General features: G+C 65.1%; 11 protein-coding genes and 2 pseudogenes. 10 read left to right on the top strand and 3 right to left on the bottom strand.

From position 1 onward, the window contains the following. The first annotated feature begins 7 nt into the window (after positions 1-7). Positions 8-766 (top strand): class I SAM-dependent methyltransferase, encoded by a 759-nt coding sequence (locus IPM60_04060; GenBank protein MBK8907088.1) that lies wholly within the window; start codon positions 8-10, stop codon positions 764-766. Between the two features lie 58 nt (positions 767-824). On the opposite strand, the gene IPM60_04055 is transcribed toward IPM60_04060, so the two are convergent. After that, on the bottom strand, positions 825-1,346 hold the full coding sequence (locus IPM60_04055; GenBank protein MBK8907087.1) for a histidine phosphatase family protein: 522 nt from the start codon (positions 1,344-1,346) through the stop codon (positions 825-827). Positions 1,347-2,314: 968 nt separating this feature from the next. Here IPM60_04055 and IPM60_04050 point away from each other — a divergent pair. The 9 genes and pseudogenes from IPM60_04050 (at position 2,315) to IPM60_04010 (ending at position 13,695) form a co-directional block, all read left to right on the top strand. After that, a pseudogene (locus tag IPM60_04050) lies at positions 2,315-3,082 on the top strand (hypothetical protein). A 141-nt stretch (positions 3,083-3,223) separates the two neighbouring features. Beyond that, positions 3,224-3,771: pseudogene (locus IPM60_04045) on the top strand (exopolysaccharide biosynthesis polyprenyl glycosylphosphotransferase). Between the two features lie 93 nt (positions 3,772-3,864). Then, the gene (locus tag IPM60_04040) at positions 3,865-4,917 is read left to right on the top strand and encodes an SDR family oxidoreductase (GenBank protein ID MBK8907086.1); all 1,053 of its coding nucleotides are present in this window, start codon (positions 3,865-3,867) and stop codon (positions 4,915-4,917) included. After that, a complete protein-coding gene (gene galE / locus IPM60_04035; protein MBK8907085.1) occupies positions 4,914-5,942 on the top strand; it encodes a UDP-glucose 4-epimerase GalE in 1,029 nt (342 codons plus the stop codon). Before IPM60_04040 ends, galE begins: the two co-directional genes overlap by 4 nt. 85 nt (positions 5,943-6,027) lie before the next feature. Further along, a complete protein-coding gene (locus IPM60_04030; protein ID MBK8907084.1) occupies positions 6,028-6,870 on the top strand; it encodes a WecB/TagA/CpsF family glycosyltransferase in 843 nt (280 codons plus the stop codon). Between the two features lie 75 nt (positions 6,871-6,945). Next, a complete protein-coding gene (locus IPM60_04025; protein MBK8907083.1) occupies positions 6,946-7,989 on the top strand; it encodes a glycosyltransferase in 1,044 nt (347 codons plus the stop codon). Next, positions 7,967-8,998, top strand: a complete 1,032-nt coding sequence (locus tag IPM60_04020; GenBank protein ID MBK8907082.1) for a glycosyltransferase family 2 protein — start codon at positions 7,967-7,969, stop codon at positions 8,996-8,998. Before IPM60_04025 ends, IPM60_04020 begins: the two co-directional genes overlap by 23 nt. 68 nt (positions 8,999-9,066) lie before the next feature. Then, the gene (locus IPM60_04015) at positions 9,067-11,898 is read left to right on the top strand and encodes a hypothetical protein (protein MBK8907081.1); all 2,832 of its coding nucleotides are present in this window, start codon (positions 9,067-9,069) and stop codon (positions 11,896-11,898) included. A gap of 78 nt (positions 11,899-11,976) precedes the next feature. After that, positions 11,977-13,695: a polysaccharide biosynthesis tyrosine autokinase gene (locus IPM60_04010; GenBank protein ID MBK8907080.1), complete on the top strand. Its 1,719-nt coding sequence runs from the start codon at positions 11,977-11,979 to the stop codon at positions 13,693-13,695. 18 nt (positions 13,696-13,713) lie between these two features. Here the strand turns inward: IPM60_04010 and IPM60_04005 are convergent, their stop codons facing one another. Together IPM60_04005 and IPM60_04000 are read right to left on the bottom strand one after the other, a co-directional pair. Then, positions 13,714-15,120, bottom strand: coding sequence for an O-antigen ligase family protein (locus IPM60_04005; GenBank protein ID MBK8907079.1), 1,407 nt, complete (start codon positions 15,118-15,120; stop codon positions 13,714-13,716). After that, positions 15,117-16,049, bottom strand: a complete 933-nt coding sequence (locus IPM60_04000) for a glycoside hydrolase family 16 protein (protein MBK8907078.1) — start codon at positions 16,047-16,049, stop codon at positions 15,117-15,119. The genes IPM60_04005 and IPM60_04000 overlap by 4 nt, the downstream gene beginning before the upstream one ends. Positions 16,050-16,139 lie beyond the last annotated feature (90 nt).

Here is a 16,139-nt window from a genome sequence, read left to right as displayed (position 1 = left end):
GAGCTCGATGGACGGGGCTTTGAATGTGGAGATCACAGTGTCGGGTGAAGCACAAGCGGCCGATACTCAATCCGTCGGGCTTCCTGACTATCTTGTAAAGACCTATGCTTGGGCATACTTGCGTCCTGCCAATATTGTTGTGCTCGACAACCCCTTTGTTGTCAATGCGATACTTTGGGGTAATTTTCGCAGGCTAGTTTGTCTTGCATGTGAGGAGTTCGCCTACGGCCAGCGCATCTTGCAGGCCGCCAGCGTCTATGGCGACCTGTCGGCGCGTTTGGCCGAAACCGTGGGATCAGCCGGCCACCTTGATGTGGTAGACATCGCGCCGGTTCAGGTCGAGCACTGCCGGCGCAAGCTTGCATCCTACCCGCAGGCACGGGTGCGCGTCGCGGATGCTGCGGCGCCGGGCGGAGGGCTGTACGACGGCGTCTGCTGCTTTTTCCTGCTGCACGAGGTTCCTGACGGTCACAAGCGGGCCGTCGTCGACGGCTTGCTGAACAGCGTCCGCCCGGGCGGCAAGATCGTTTTCGTGGACTACCACCAGCCGATCGCGCTTCATCCGATGCGGCCCGTCATGCAGGCGGTGTTCCGCTGGCTGGAACCCTTTGCGAATGGGTTGGTGCGACGCCAGATCGAAGAGTTCGCCAGTGCGCGGGATGAGTTCTCTTGGAGCAAGTCGACATACTTCGGCGGGCTGTACCAGAAGGTCGTCGCGGTTCGCCCGCTCGCGGACCCGGACGTGCGCGCCCCGGCCAGCGCATAGCGCCAAACCGCCGTCAAGTGCGCCGTACGAGCCGCGGGCAGCCGCGGTGACGGCGGTTTCAGTCGGACGGCAGGTCCTTCGGCCGAACGAACGCGGTCAGCTCGGCACATCCTGGCCGCACGTCGTGCCAGCGCGCGACGTCCGCGACCAGCACAGCGAGCGCCCCGGTCGGAAACTTGGCGCCCAACTGTCGTCCTGAGGCTTCATCGGGGCGGTCGACGAGAACTCGGGCCAGAGTCTCCACGCCCGGATTGTGACCGATCAGCATAACCGATTCCAGACTGTCGCTCAGCCTGGTGAGGCGGCGCAGCAGGACCGTCGCTTCGGCCAGATAGATCGCTTTCTCGTAGCGCACCGGCGCGGTGGCAGCGGAATACTTTTCCATGCGGTCAAGGGTCTCGCGGGTGCGTTGCGCCGGCGAGCACAGGATCTGTGCGGGCGCGATCTGCCGGTCGCGCAGATGGCGACCCATGGCCGTGGCGGCCCGTCGCCCGCGTTTGGCGAGAGGACGATCAAAGTCCGTCACCGACTCGTCTTGCCAGCTCGATTTGGCGTGACGCATTAGATAGATCGTTCTCACTATCGCCACCTGCGCCTGTCAGCCCGCCCTGGTGCACAGACCCATTCGAATGATTCAGTCGAATGGGTCATATTTTGCACGAGAATCAAGAGTCGCGTGCAGCAATGGTGCATTCTTTGGATGCACCGCTGCACTAGCGGTGATCATACAGGGACCCCTTCCTCACGTCGCGGTTCGCGGGCACCCAATCGTCGGCGCGCTGCGCAACACGGCATACAATAACCGTTACGCGAGAAATTTGAGACTGCATACAATTTAAAGATGTTTCTAGCAGGAGTGGTATCGCGGTCCCCGAATATTTCGGGTCCCCTAAAGAAAGCGATCCAGGGTCCCAAGGTTTCTGCAGGCTTTTTTTGCAGACGAACGCGAAGGAGCCGAAATATTGCCCTTGTGAACTTGGAGGTAGACATGGATAAATACGAAGCACCCCATGCAGAGTTTGCAAAAGCATACTACCCGTTTGCGGCATCTACAATTTTATGCGTATAATCGTTGCAAAATTCTATAAGAGGTGGCATAGTCCCGCCGTGTTCAATCAAAAAGATGCGATACATAAAGCGGGCCAACAACAAAATGCAAGCATCAACACAAAAACCTATCGGGGCGCATTTAATGATGCACCAGATCTGAATGTCTGGATAGTCTTGTAAAAATAGTTCCACTAAATATTCTATGTACGTCGGTGCTGCAGGGCGTCGTCGCGGTCAGTGGCTCTGCCTTTTCGCGCTTGACGCTTATCGTCCATGTGCAATCGATGCGGGCGGTGGGCCGGCGACACAGGCATGACAAGTCCCGGGTCGGGAGCCTCAGGCGGGCGCCGGGTCTGGGGTTATCGGGTACGCTGAAGACCGCGCGCGGCAGCGCGGCGCGGACGCAACGGAGCGGACAACGCGCTGGTACGCGCTACGCTGACGGACGAACTCAATGGATCCGGCAAACTGGGGCATGAACAACTCGGTATCAGGCGCATGAACAACTCGGTATCACAAGACGTCCTCGTTCCGCTGTTCGCGCCTCAAACCAGGTTGCGAACGCGATTCCACGCGTCGCTCCTGCCGGGCCTCGTCTTTGCGATGGACGTGCTCATCGTGATGGCGGTCGGCGCCGGTTCGTCGTGGGGATATTTGGGATGGGCGCCTGACTTCACGCAGAAACACCTGGTCGTGACGGCTATCGCCGCGGTAGCAGTCGGGGGGCTGTTGTACCAGGCTAAGCTCGGCGACCTTCAGGCCATCGGGGTTTGGCCCAATCGACTGCCGCGTCTGGTCCTGTTGAGCTCCGTGGTGTTCCTGCTGCTCATCGTGTTCGCGTTCGCACTGAAGATTTCGTCGGATTTCTCCCGGTTCTGGTTTTTCGCCACGTGGCTTCTGTCGGTCCCGCTCTGCGTGCTGATGCGGTCCGCCCTCAAGACCATGTGCATGGCCCTGGGCCGCAGCGGGCTCCTCGTCCGGCGCGTCGCCATCGTCGGCGCGGGAAGTCAGGCGGACGAGCTCATCCTGCGCATGCGCAGTCAGACCGATCCCTGGGTGCGCATTGTCGGGGTGTTTGATGACCGCAACACCCGGATCGGCGGTCGTGTTGCCGGCACTGTCATCCTCGGCGACGTCAATGCGATCGAGCGGTTCGTCCGCGGCGGCCAGGTGGACGAGGTCGTCGTCGCCCTCCCGTGGAGTGCGGAGCGGCGTCTTGTCGAGATCGTCGAGCGGCTACGCGACCTGCCGATCAGCATCTTTCTGGGCCCCGACCTGGTGGGCTACCGGTTCGGCAAGCGGCCGGTGGAGTACTGGGGCAAGGCTCATGTGCTGGAGGTCGCGTCGGCGCCGCTGACGAGCTGGAGCGCGGTCGTCAAGTCCATCGAAGACAAAATCCTGGCCGGGATGTCGGTGTTGCTGTTGGCGCCGCTGATGTTGGTGATCGCGCTCGCCATCAAGCTGGACAGTCCCGGCCCGATCCTGTTCCGTCAGAAGCGCTACGGTTTCAAAACGAAATCATAATCGTCAAGAAATTCCGCACCATGCACTGCCGGGCGAATCGTGAAGCACCCTTCACGCAGGCCACCCGTTTCGATCCGCGGGTCACCCGCGTCGGCCGATTTCTTCGGCGCACCAGCCTCGACGAACTCCCGCAGCTGTTCAACGTGGTGGAGGGCAACATGTCGATGGTCGGACCCCGCCCGCATCCCGTGGAGCTCAATGAGAAGTTCGCGCAGCTTATCGGCGGATATCACGGGCGGCATCGGGTAAAACCGGGCATTACCGGCTGGGCGCAGGTCAATGGACATCGCGGCGAGACCGAGACCCTCGACAAGATGCGCACCCGCGTCGAATTCGACGTGTACTACATCGAGAACTGGACGCTCGGTCTCGACATTTGGATTTTGTTCAAGACGGCCTTCGTCGGATGGGTTCACAGAAATGCCTATTGATCCGTCCGGCGATCAGGAGTGGGGGTTACACATCGGGAAGCCGCGAGGCTTCGGAGAGCCCATTTGCAAACGTTTTGGCAAAGGGGTGGTTCTATGGAACGGAAGCGGTTTTCTGCCACGAGTCGGAAAAGAATTCTGGTTACGGGCGGAGCGGGTTTTGTCGGCTCGCACTTGTGCGAGCGTCTCGTCAACGGCGGTGACGACGTTCTCTGCGTCGACAACTTTTACACGGGTACAAAGGACAACATCGCCCATCTCTTTGGTCGGTCCAATTTTGAAGTCCTTCGTCAGGACATTACGTTCCCATTATTCTTGGAGGTGGACCAGATCTACAACCTGGCCTGTCCCGCTTCGCCGATCCACTACCAGTACGATCCGGTGCAGACCACCAAGACCAGCGTCCACGGCGCCATCAACATGCTGGGGTTGGCCAAGCGCACGGGAGCGCGCATCCTGCAGGCCTCGACCAGCGAGGTCTATGGCGACCCCGATGTGCACCCGCAGCCGGAAGACTACCGCGGCAACGTCAACCAGCTCGGCCCGCGGGGCTGCTACGACGAAGGCAAACGCTGCGCCGAGACGCTGTTCCTGGATTATTACCGGCAGCACCGCGTCGACATTCGCATTGCGCGCATCTTCAATACTTACGGGCCGCGAATGCATCCCCAGGATGGCCGCGTCATCTCGAATTTCGCCATGCAGGCGCTGAGCCGGCAGCCGCTGACCGTGCACGGCGACGGCAGCCAGACCCGGTCTTTCTGCTACGTGGACGATCTCGTCGACGGGCTGATGCGGCTGATGAACCGGGATGGGATCCACGACCCCGTCAACCTGGGCAACCCGGTTGAGACGCCGATTCGCGAGCTTGGCGAACGGATCATCGCGCTGACCGGGTCCTCCTCGGCGATCGAAGAGAAACCGATGCCGGTCGACGACCCGGTTCGGCGCTGCCCGGACATCGCCCGCGCCCGCTCGCTGCTCGGGTGGGAGCCGCGGGTGCCGCTGGACGAGGGCTTGCGTCACACGATCGGTTACTTCCTGGTCAAGCTGCTGCCCGTCGAGCTTCTGACCGCAGGGGTCGCCGGCACCGCGCCCATGAGCGCCAATATCCTCCGGCGCTTCGCCGATACCGTCGCGCCGCAATGACGCCGCGGGTTCTCGTCACCGGCGGAGCCGGCTACATCGGCAGCCACGCGTGCAAGGCGCTGGCCTCTGCCGGCTTCCTGCCTGTCGCCTTCGACGACCTGTCGCGTGGCCATGCATCGGCGGTCAAGTGGGGCCCGCTGGTGCATGGCAGCCTCCTGGACGCGGAGGCGCTCGCCGATGTCGTTGCCGTGCATCGCCCGGTCGCCGTCCTGCATTTCGCGGGCCTGGCGTACGTAGGAGAGTCGGTTGAAGACCCGCTCGCCTACTACCGAACAAACGTCTGCGGCAGCATGGTGCTGGTCGACGCCGTGCGAGCGCACGGCGGGCCTCCCATCGTATTCTCCAGCAGCTGCGCGGTGTACGGGGTGTCGGCCGCAGGGGTCATCGACGAACAACACCCGCGCGCGCCCATAAACCCCTATGGACGCAGCAAGAACATGGTGGAATGCCTGCTTCGGGACTGCGAGCCAGCCTACGGCCTGCGCTCGGTGTGCCTCCGCTATTTCAACTGCGCCGGCGCTGACCCGGAAGGGGAACTGGGAGAGGATCACGATCCCGAGCCCCACATCATTCCCCGCATCCTGGCCGCAGCGGCGGGCGAAACCGGAGCCTTCGACATCTACGGCGGCGACTATCCAACGCCGGATGGCACGGCCGTGCGCGATTACGTCCACGTGAGCGATCTGGCGGCAGCACACGTCGCCGCCCTCCGCTATCTGCTCGACGGCGGCGACAGCCTCGCTCTCAACCTGGGGATCGGGCGGGGCTATTCGGTCCGGGAGGTGGTCGGGGCGGGAGAACGGGTCACCGGCCGACGCATCCGGACGCAGGTTCGTGATCGTCGTCCCGGTGACCCACCCATCCTGGTCGCTTCACCGGGCTTGGCGCGCGCCGTGCTCGGATGGCAGGCCCGCTACGACGATCTCGACGACATGATCGCCACCGCCTGGGCTTGGCGTTGCCGGCGATCGGCGGACGCTAGGCGGGCGCCGGCTGCCGACCGGACTTCGTCGAACGTTGCGTAGCCGAACGCCACTGCTCGCCCATCACCAAGCCATGGAACAAGAAACAATGCCGACCGATTCGAGGATGAGAAAGGCAGCCGATGCAATGACCGAAAGATGTGACGACATGATGAACGGCAGCAGCTTTTCCCTCCAAAAGATCGAAGGCCTCGGCGTTGCCGTTAATCCCGGCAACATCGCCGAGTACGTCAAGTACGTCGACTCCCTGGTGACATGGCAGCGCCGCGATCAGATCTTTTACGCGAACTTGCACTCTCTCTACCTCTGCCTGCGGGATCCGGCGGTCAACGAGCTGTTCCGCGGTGCGACGGTGATGATCGACGGCATGCCGATCGTCGCGATGCTGCGGACGATCGGCCTCCGGTTGAGTCGCCATGAGCGGGTAACCTGGGTCGACTTCATCTGGCCGCTGCTGCAGCGCGCCCATGTCCGCGGCTGGCGGGTGTTCTGGGTCGGCAATGAGTCGGCGGATCTGAAGGCCGGGCTTGCGGTCATTCGGTCGCGTCTGCCGGGTCTCGTCATCGACGGAGCGGACGGTTACTTCGACAGCAGCGCGGGCGCTTCGGAAAGCCGAGCGGTCGTGGACAGGATCAACGCCTTCGGGGCCGACGTGTGCATCGTCGGCATGGGAACGCCGCGCCAAGAACGGTGGATCATGGACAACCGCGACAACATCGACGCTCCAGCAGTGCTGGCGGCCGGGGCCTGTATGGAATATCTCGCGGGCGCAGTGGCAACGCCGCCGCGGTGGATGGGGCGTTGGGGGCTGGAGTGGGCGTACCGCCTGATGGAGAACCCCGCCCGGTTCGGGCGGCGCTACCTGATCGAGCCGTGGGCGCTGCTGGCTCTGATCACCTTACGGTGTCTCGGCGTCGGCAAGCACCGCCGTCGGATGGCTCCCCGCCGCCAGGAACCGGCGGCCAACTGAGACGCTTAGGCGACCGTTGCAATCATGATCGTGACCGAGACAGGCCGTCCTCGTCCGCGGCACAGCAGCGTGGACTTGAGCCGGACGGCAGTTCGCGCGTTCGCCGTTGGCGATGGCGCGGCCGGCGATAGCGCCGCAGATGGCGCATGGTACACATCTGCCGCAGTGCAGGCCGACATCGTTCTCTGCGTTTGTACGTGGCGGCGCCCAGCCGGCTTGCGCAGGCTGCTGGCGGCCGCAAGCGAACTTGAGTATGACGGCCGGCTGGCGGTGGTCGTGGTCGACAACGACGCGGCTGCGGAGGGGATTGCCGTATGTCGGGACACGGCAGCCGCCTTCCGTTGGCCGTTGGCCGCCGTGCAGGAAAGCCGGCCCGGGATTTCCTATGCCCGCAACAGCGCCGTCGAACGGGCACTCGAACTGCGGCCGCGGTTCATTGCCATGCTCGACGATGACGAATGGCCGTCCCGCGGTTGGCTTCGTGAGCTGGTCCGGGTTCTGGACACGACCGGCGCCGATGTGGTCGGCGGGCCCGTGATCCCTCGCTTCCCGCCGGCGGCCGGTATCTGGCCGGCACTGGCGGATGTTTACACGGTAAACCTGCGCCGACCGGACGGCGCGCCCTGCACGCTCTACGCAGCGGGAAACTTCATTGCTCGCGCCGATTGCTTCCGCGCGCTGGGACCGGCGCCGTTCGATCCGGGCTTCGCGAGGACGGGCGGCGAGGATCTGGTGTTTTTTTGCCGTCTCGCTCGCCTCGGGTTCCGGATGCATTGGTCGGCGGCGGCCGAAGTCTACGAGACGGTCACCGCGGACCGCATGAGCTTGACCTGGTTGACGCGGCGGCAGCGGCGGCGGGGGAGTCTGAACGTCGTGGTGCAGCGCATGTTCGCGCCCGGCCCGATCGCCGAGGCGATGCGGTTGACGAAAACCGCGGGTTTGTTGTCGCTGGCGTTGGGGTATCGGATCCTTGCGGCTCCGTTCCCGGTCCGGCGCCTCCGCGCCATCCTGCTGCTGCACAAGGCGCTCGGCAAGGTCGCCGGGCACCTGGGGCGGCGGATCACCCAGTACGGCGATTCCTCGCCGGGCGGAAGAAGTGAAGACACATACGGATCTTGAAGAGGGCAGCGAGACCATGAGCCAGCCTTTGTTCAGCGTTGTCATCCCGACCTACAACCGCGCCCACACGGTGGGCACCGCGATTGCATCGTGCCTCGCGCAAACCTGCCGCGATTTCGAGATCATCGTCGTCGACGACGACAAGTCGACGGACGATATAGCGGCCAGCCTTGCCCGCTTCGACGGCGTCCCGATTCGCCTGGTGGGGCGTCATCACGGTCGTGCGGCGGCGGCGCGCAATGCCGGCGTGCGTCTGGCTCACGGCCGCTTCGTCGCCTTCCTGGACGCCGATGACGCGTGGTTGCCCGACAAGCTGGAGCGCTGTCGTCGGCATCTGGCCGCTGCCCCCGGCGATCTGGTGTACAGTCAGACCTACGTGGACCGAGGGGTCGGACGCCTGTGGGTCAAGCCGGCGCGTGGTTTACGCGATGGCGAGGACATCTATGACTATCTGTTCGCCCACAAGGGATGGGTGCACCCCAGTACCGTCGTCGTCGACGCCGATCTGGCGCAGATGAGTCCATTTCGCGAGGATCTGTCATTCGGTGATGACACCCAGTTCGCTATCGACATGTGGCGGCGCGGCGTGCGGATCACGATGATCGAAGCGCCACTGGCCATTTATGAGGATCGTTTCGAGCCGGGTCGTCTGTCGCAAAGCCCGGTTTTCGAAGCCGCGGACACGCCCGAGCATGAGAGCTTCATCGCCTGGATAGAGTCCCAAAGGCCGTACATGTCGGACGGTGCTTATGCAGCCTGTCGCGCGTTCTTTCTGTCGAGGTTCGTGGCCCGCTCCAGCCCTCGCCGGGCGTTGCGGTATATCTTTGAGGGCTATTGCTCGGGCGTAGTCGGCGCCGGCAAGGGGCTGTCGCAGCTTGTGCAAACGTTTGCGCCGTCGCTCTACCGACGTTGCGCCGATGCGGTCGCCCGCCGCGCTGGCACCGTGCCGCCTGCCGCGGTCACCGAGCTCCATGACGCCGGCCGGTTGCTGGAAGCGGGACGCGGGTAAAGACGCCTTCTGTGGCGGCCGGAAAAACTCCAGAAGAAACTGTATGAAATTCGCGCAAAAGTGGTATCATGAAGTTCGTGCAAGCGACGCACGCGGCACCGTCGAACGAGGATCCCATGATCGCGCGGGACAATCAGGGTACCATTGCTGGTGAACTTGACCCGGATCGGGATCGGAACCGGCGGCAAAACCGGCAAAATGGCGGGCCCGGCAACAGTGTTCTGTTCGGCCCGGCTCAGATCATTGCGCTTGCCGAGTCGCTCAGCCGGCGCGCCTCACCCGTGCGGCCGGCGATCTCAAAGGACTTTGCCGCCGCTACCCTGACGGGAACCGCCGAGGCTGAACGCCAAGCGTCGCCTGCGGCGTCAGAGGACCAGGAGAACGGCGCGGCGACAAGTGCTCTTGCGGCCGGCGCCGCCAACGCGGCTTCCGGAGAGGTGGACACGGCGCACCCTGTCGGCCGGTCGGGGGGCATTCCGGAACAGCCGCAGGCCGAGGAGGCGGAACCCGACGTCCGTACCGGATCCAGCGACGACCTCGACGGTCCGCAAGCCGAGCAGGCGGCATGCCCGGACCCGCGCGAGTTCGTCTCGTCTCCGGATATGCGGCCTGCGGCGGAGGAGGAGGCGGAAGCCGCTCCTGCGTCCGGCCCCGACCCCGACGAAGCGTCGGCGATCGGAGATGATGCGGGACTGACATCAGTAACGAACGGCGACGCGCTCGATCTGACCGTTGCCGACGACCTCCCTGTTGATGCGGACGCGCTGGCGCGGCGATCGTTCGTGCTGGAGCCCGAGGAGGGTGCTGAACCCCGACACGAGGAGGCGGCGCCGTCGTCATCGGGCGCGGCGCCGCGCGTGTGGGGCTACGGCCGCCCGGTGCTGGAAGATAGCCGCGGCGCCGTCGGCAGCGGCCGACGCAGTCTGTTCGGCAACAGAAAGGGCAGCACCGGCAGCGGCAGCGCGCTCGACCGGCTCCGCGCCTATCAGAAACTGTTGCAGGCGCGCGCCAGTTCCCGGTCGGCGCCACCGGTGCCCGCCTCGCCCGATCCGGAGTTGCAGGTCACCCGGCAAGGGTCGCGTTCGGCCGACCACCTCGGTTTGCTTGCGGAACCCGCAGTCCCCCCCGAACCTGAAACTGAACTTGAACCGGCTCCGGATTCCGAAGCGCTGCGGGTCGCAGACATCCCGCCGGAGGCCGGCGACCCGGAGGATCAGGAAGAGGTTGCGGCACGCCGGGCCGGGGATGAGGACGGGAGCCGAGTTGCGCCCGATGATCCGATGCTGAACGAAGAACGCCATCCGTCGGCTGAATCGAACCACGAGATCACGAGCCCGAGTCCGAACCTTGTAGGGGGGCCGTCGCTGGACGGAGAACCGCTCGCCGCGCTCGATCACAAGGTCGCGCTCGAACCGGTCATCGTCGAGGACGATCTGGGTGGCAGGGCGGCGAACAGCGATGCTCAAACCGAGCCGGTGGGCCCGTCGACGCAGAGCGACCCAGCATCGGACCCGGTTTTAGTTGTGCCGGAGGTCTCGGCCACTCCGCAATCGCACGCGAGCACGGGCCCGGATGATGCCTCCGATGAAATTCGCGAAGCGTCGGATACTCTGGCCGATGCGGCGGGAGCGAGTCCCGACGGCGGCAGCGGCGCGGGCATGGATCAGGATAACGTCGCCGATGCTTCCGCTCCGAATGATCATGGCGGCACCACAGTCGGCCTCGAAAACCTGGTTGCTGGTGCAGATGCGGCCGCGCCGACGCTGAATGAGAGCGACCAATGCGGCCGTGTAGATCCGGACGTGCGCGAAGATCCGGTTGACGCGGAGATTCGTGCCGGCGCGAACCCGATCGCCCGGCGCGTCTCCGGCAGGCGTGAACCTCACGCCACGATGCGCGCGATCGCGCGTCTGCGATCCTGGCAAGGAGCATTCCAGCGTAGACGCGATGGCGCCGGCCCCGCGAACGCAGAAGCGACAACCGCCGGGGCGGAGCCGATAGACGCCATCGGGATGGACACGGTCCGGCAACAGGTAGAGCCCGTGGTTGAAGGCGCCGAGTCTTTAACCTTGACGGCTATCGGTGCGATCACGGAAGCCGAGAGCGCAGCGTCGCCGGTTTCGCGCCCAAAGCCGCCGCAGCGGCGTCCGCGCGCTACACCGGAGATCGAGAGGGCAGCGAAACCCCGGCCTGAACATGAACCCGCATCCGTTGCGGAGGCGGAGCTTGGACTTGGGGTGCGTAAGCGGGTGCCGGCGCGTGGGACCCGGTCGAACACGGTCACCGCGGCGGCGCGCGGCCACTCTGCGGAGGCAACGCCCCCTGGCGACGACAACAAGCTTGACTCCGTAGGAAAGCGGGGCCGGCGTCATTGGGAACCGGGGGGTCGGCGTTTTGAGGATCATCGCGATCGCCTTCGCGATCGAACCGACATGTCCTACGGCCGCCGTACGTCACGGAACGACGACATGGCGCCCCACCGGTTCGCCGGCGGCGGCGGAGGCGTGGAGGCGCCGTGGATGGATCTCGAAGGGATTTTGCGCTGCATGCGGCGTCGGCGGCTGTTCATCTCGACGATCGTCGGCGTGGTGACGTTGGCCGTGGTGATCGCGGTCCTGGCGGTGACGCCGCGATTTTCGGCGACGGCCAAGGTGAAGGTCGCCGACGCCCGCAGCGCGCAGACCCTCGACCGGCCGCTGGACCCCACCATTCTGTACACCGACGAGGAAGCCATAGAAAGCGAGGTCCAGGTCATCACCTCGCCGCAGATCGCCCATCGGGTCATCGACGAACTCGGGATCCTCGATGACCTGGCACCCAGCGCCGCAGCGGCGCGCGCCGAGCGCGAGGCTGGTCATCGGGTCACGCTCGAGCTTCCACGAGAGACGCTCGGCGCTTAGTCCTCCAATCCCGCATCCGCCACGCCGGAGCCAGCGGGAGCCGGTTCGGCCGCCCAGCGCGCGCAGGCGGTCAAGGCCTTGCTCGACCGGATCGAGGTCTCGCGCGAGGGCCGGTCGCGGGTCATCAGCGTGTCGGTCGAGCATCATGATCCGGTCATGGCGGCGCGCATCGCCAACGCCGTCGCCGACACTTACGTCGCGACCCGTATCGAAGCGCGGGTCGAGGCGGCCACCAAAGCGACCGTCTGGCTGCAGGATCGGCTTGCTGACCTGCGCAGTTCGGTAACGCAATCCGAGACCGCCGTTGAACGCTATCGGCAGAGATCAGGTCTCCTCGAAGGTAACGGCTCAACCATCATTTCGCAGCAGTTGAGCGATTTGAGCGCCCGGCTGGCCGCCGCTCGCGCCCGCCGCGTCGGCCTTGAATCCAAGCTGGAGCGGGTCGAAGCTGCGGGCGAAGGGGGCTGGGTGAACATGCCGGAGGCGCTCGCGCACCCGCTGATCTCCGACCTGCGGGCAGAGGAGTACGGCCTGAACCGCCGCCTGGCGGAGTTGGGCGCCGACATCGGTCCCAACTACTCGCAACGGCGCAAGCTGGAGGCGCAGCTGCAGCGAATCCGGGCCGACATCGCCACCGAGGCGCAACGGGTCGTCGTCGCACTGCGACGCGAAGTGGAAGTGGCGCGGGTCGAGGAAGCGACGGTTGCGGAGGCGCTGGAAGCCTTGACCAGTGCAGTCGGCGACCTCAACATCAACCAGGGTGCGTTGCGTGCGCTCGAGCGGGAGGCGACCGCCAACCAGGCGGTGCTCGAGACGTTTCTGCAGTGGCTCAAGAGAACCGCCGGCGTTCAGCAGCTCCAGGAGGCGGACGCGCAGGTGATCTCCTACGCCGAAACTCCACTTCACCCGTCGTTCCCGAAGAAAAAGCTGTTCGTTGCCCTGGCTTTCATCGGATCGCTGTCGGCCGCGGCCGCCCTGGCGTTGATCATGGAGAGCCTCGACCGCAGTTTCCGAAGCCCGCGGCAGATCGAACGGTTGACCGGCTATCGCGGCTTGCCGGTCATTCCCGCCATCCGGGGCGGGTGGTTCCGCCGAGAGGACCCCCTGAAGTACGTGTTGCGCTACCCCAGGTCATCCTACACGGAAGCGCTCCGCTCCCTGCACGCCGGTCTTGCCGTCGGCGGCGGGCGCGCTCGGCCGCATTCGATCCTGATTGCCTCGGCATATCCCTGCGAAGGCAAGACCACGGTGGCTGCATGTTATGCTCGGGTGCTCGCCAACCAGGGCTTCTCGGTTACCCTCGTTGACGCGGATCTGCGCCACGGCAGGGCCGCTGAACGCTTCGGCCTGAGCTCGTCCGTCGGGCTTGCAGAGGTCTTGGCCGGCGATGCGGAACTCGAGACCGCCATGCAGCGCGATCCGGAGACGTCACTCCGGGTCGTGGTCGCGGGTCAGTGCAGGCAGTCGCCCCAGGAGCTTTTGCACAACGGCATGTTTGCCGCATGCATGGGTCAGCTCAGGACCATGAACGACTTTGTGATCGTCGACTCACCGCCCGTGCTGGCAGTCAGCGACGCGAGCCTGATTGCGCGAAACCTCGATGCGACCGTCTACGTCACTCGCTGGGGAGTTACTTCGAGAGAAGAGGCCAGAACCGGACTGCGGCTTCTTCAGGACGCCGGGGCCAACATCGCCGGCGTCGTTCTCAACGCCACCGACCTCGGCAAGTATGCGGAGTTCGCCTACGGCCGCCCGCACATCTACAAGAAGGCTATGGCGCACTATTACGGAGGGTGAAACTATGGGGGGTCGATTTTACCGAAACGACGGTCGGACCGGCTGCGCCGCGCCCGAGAGCCACCCCAGCCGCTGAGCGGACCGGAGCAGGGCGATGGACAGCGCGACAGCCATGATCCAGTGGAAGCTGCGGTCGATGAACAGGCGTGCTTCCGACATGTTACTGACGGCGAAAGCGACCTGCAGACCGATCACGAACAGCACCAGCGGCGACGGGCGACGGAAATAGAGCCGGATCGGCTCGATCAGCAGCCGCAGCACGACTGCGACGGCCGCGGCGGCGGCGGGCAGGCCCAGTTCCGAAGCGACCTGCAGGAAACCGTTGTGGGCATGTGCAGCCGACCAGGTGGTGCCGAGCAGCGCGGCCTGTGCGTCCACCATCTCCGGGCGCGGGAACCACACGGCGCCATAGCCGAAACCGAGCCAGGGGCGGCGCTCGGTAAGCGCCCATGCGGCGTCCCAGATCTCCGAGCGGCCGGTGAAATCGAGGGATCGACCAAGGACGTCGAACACCGCGCCGGCGTCCACCAAAGTTACCAGCGCATAGGCGAACACTGCGCCGACGATCAGCACACAGAGTGCGACGACACCATGCAGCCGCACCAGGGTGGAGGCGCCGAACATCAATATGACGATCGCCCCTACGGCGCAGGCGACGATGGAAGTCGCCGAGTCGCTCATGATCAATGCTGCGGTAGCGAGCAGGCCGAGACAAAGGCTCCATGCCCGCTGGCGCACGTCCTCAGCAAGCACCCGAACAATAAAAAACAGGGCGGCCGACGCGGCGGTAAAGCCGAAGCCATTCTTGTCGTTCTGCAATCCTTTCCACGCATGTCCGCCGTCGGTGATTTGCAGGCCGACTTCGGGCGCCGCCACGGAAGCGACGATGCCGCCAAGCAGGAGGATGGCGAATGTCCAGGTCAGCACGGTCACCAGCGCCCGTGTCGACAGATGGATGCCGACGGCAATCGCCAACAGCGACGTGCCGACCAGATGCACCGAGCGTTGCAGGGTCAAGGACGGATCGATCGACCACAGGTAGGATGCCGCGGCCCCGGCCGTGACCGCCACCAGCAACGGCCGGTAGCGCAGCAGCCACGCCATCCACTGGATGCCCTGGTGCCGGATCAGTGTGGCTGCTGACCAAGCGTAGATCGCCAGCCACAGCGGCGTTCCGAGGGCGCTGCCGAGTGCCACGATGTCGAGCGCGGCGGTGACGGCTCCGGCGGCGTGCAGCAATGCCGCGATCACCACGATGTTCGTCCCTATGACCGGCGCCGCACGCGGGGCGGTGTCGGGCTCGGCCGCATGTGGCGGCAGGGTGTCGGGCAGCGTCCACACTGCATCCGACCACGTGGCAGGCGAAGCGCGCGCGCTGCCGCGCCTTTGCGCGTCGTCCGGTATCGGCGCCACCGAAGCCGTCATGGCGCGACGCCCCCATCCACGGCGAAGCCGAGAGCCTGTAACTCCGCCGCCGGCGGTAGCATCGAAGTGCCCGTCTCGTTCCTCAGCGTCTCCGATTGCTCGAGCCTGCCCGGCACGATCCCGGCTTCGCAGGCGGCGGGGGCCGCCTCTGCACGGCGGTAGACGCGCACCCGGTCGATGCGAAAGTGGGCAGGAAATTCAGTGCTTTTATCCGGCGCCCCTGCCCACCCGCCGACGGCGAGATTGAGAAGCACGTACATGGGCGTGTGCATGTCCGGCGGGGTCGGCACCACGCTCAGCGGCTTACGGTCGAGGTAGAAGGTGATCGCCGATGGCGACCAATCGACCCCGAAGTCGTGAAACCCGGCGCTGAGGTCGCCGACGCTGTGGGTGCGCTGGTTGGCGGTGGTTGCGCCGGCGTTGCTGTGCACGGTGGTGTGATATGTCGCCGGGTCCTGCCCGAGAGCCTCGAGAACGTCGATCTCCGGCAGCACATCCACCCCTTCCGGCCATGTCTCCACCGACGGCAGCATCCAGAATGCCGGCCACAGCCCCTGGCCGGCCGGGATCTGGGCGCGCACCTCGAAGTAGCCGTACAGCTGAGCGAACGCCTGTTCCGTAGTGATCAGGCCGGATGTGTACTCTTGGCCGCCGATCGCGGACTGCAGGGCTTTGGGCGCCGGCGCCGCCTCGATGCTCAGCACACTATCGGCAACGCGGAACGGCATGACGCCGTGGACCCTCGGGTCGACATAATACTGCAACTCCTCGTTGATAACGATGTCGTTGCCCCACACGTAACTGGTCTTCCAGATCCCACCCGCCTCACTCCACAGGTCGAGATGGTCGAAATCGTCGTGAAAGCTCAAGGTCCAGCAGTCAGCGCTCGACGGCGCAGCGGCAGGAGGTGGCGGCGTGGCTTGGGGCATGGCGTCTCGATGCGCGGGCGGTTCCAGGAACTCGGTCCGGGCCATCCCTAGCAGGAAAAGGTCCGTGTTTCCCTCAATGGCCGGTTGCGG

Source organism: Rhodospirillales bacterium, assembly GCA_016710335.1.
In the GTDB taxonomy this organism is placed as follows: Bacteria; Pseudomonadota; Alphaproteobacteria; order Rhodospirillales; family Defluviicoccaceae; genus JADJXQ01.
Note: the sequence above shows the minus strand (reverse complement) of the source record. Positions and strands in the feature narration are given on the sequence as shown.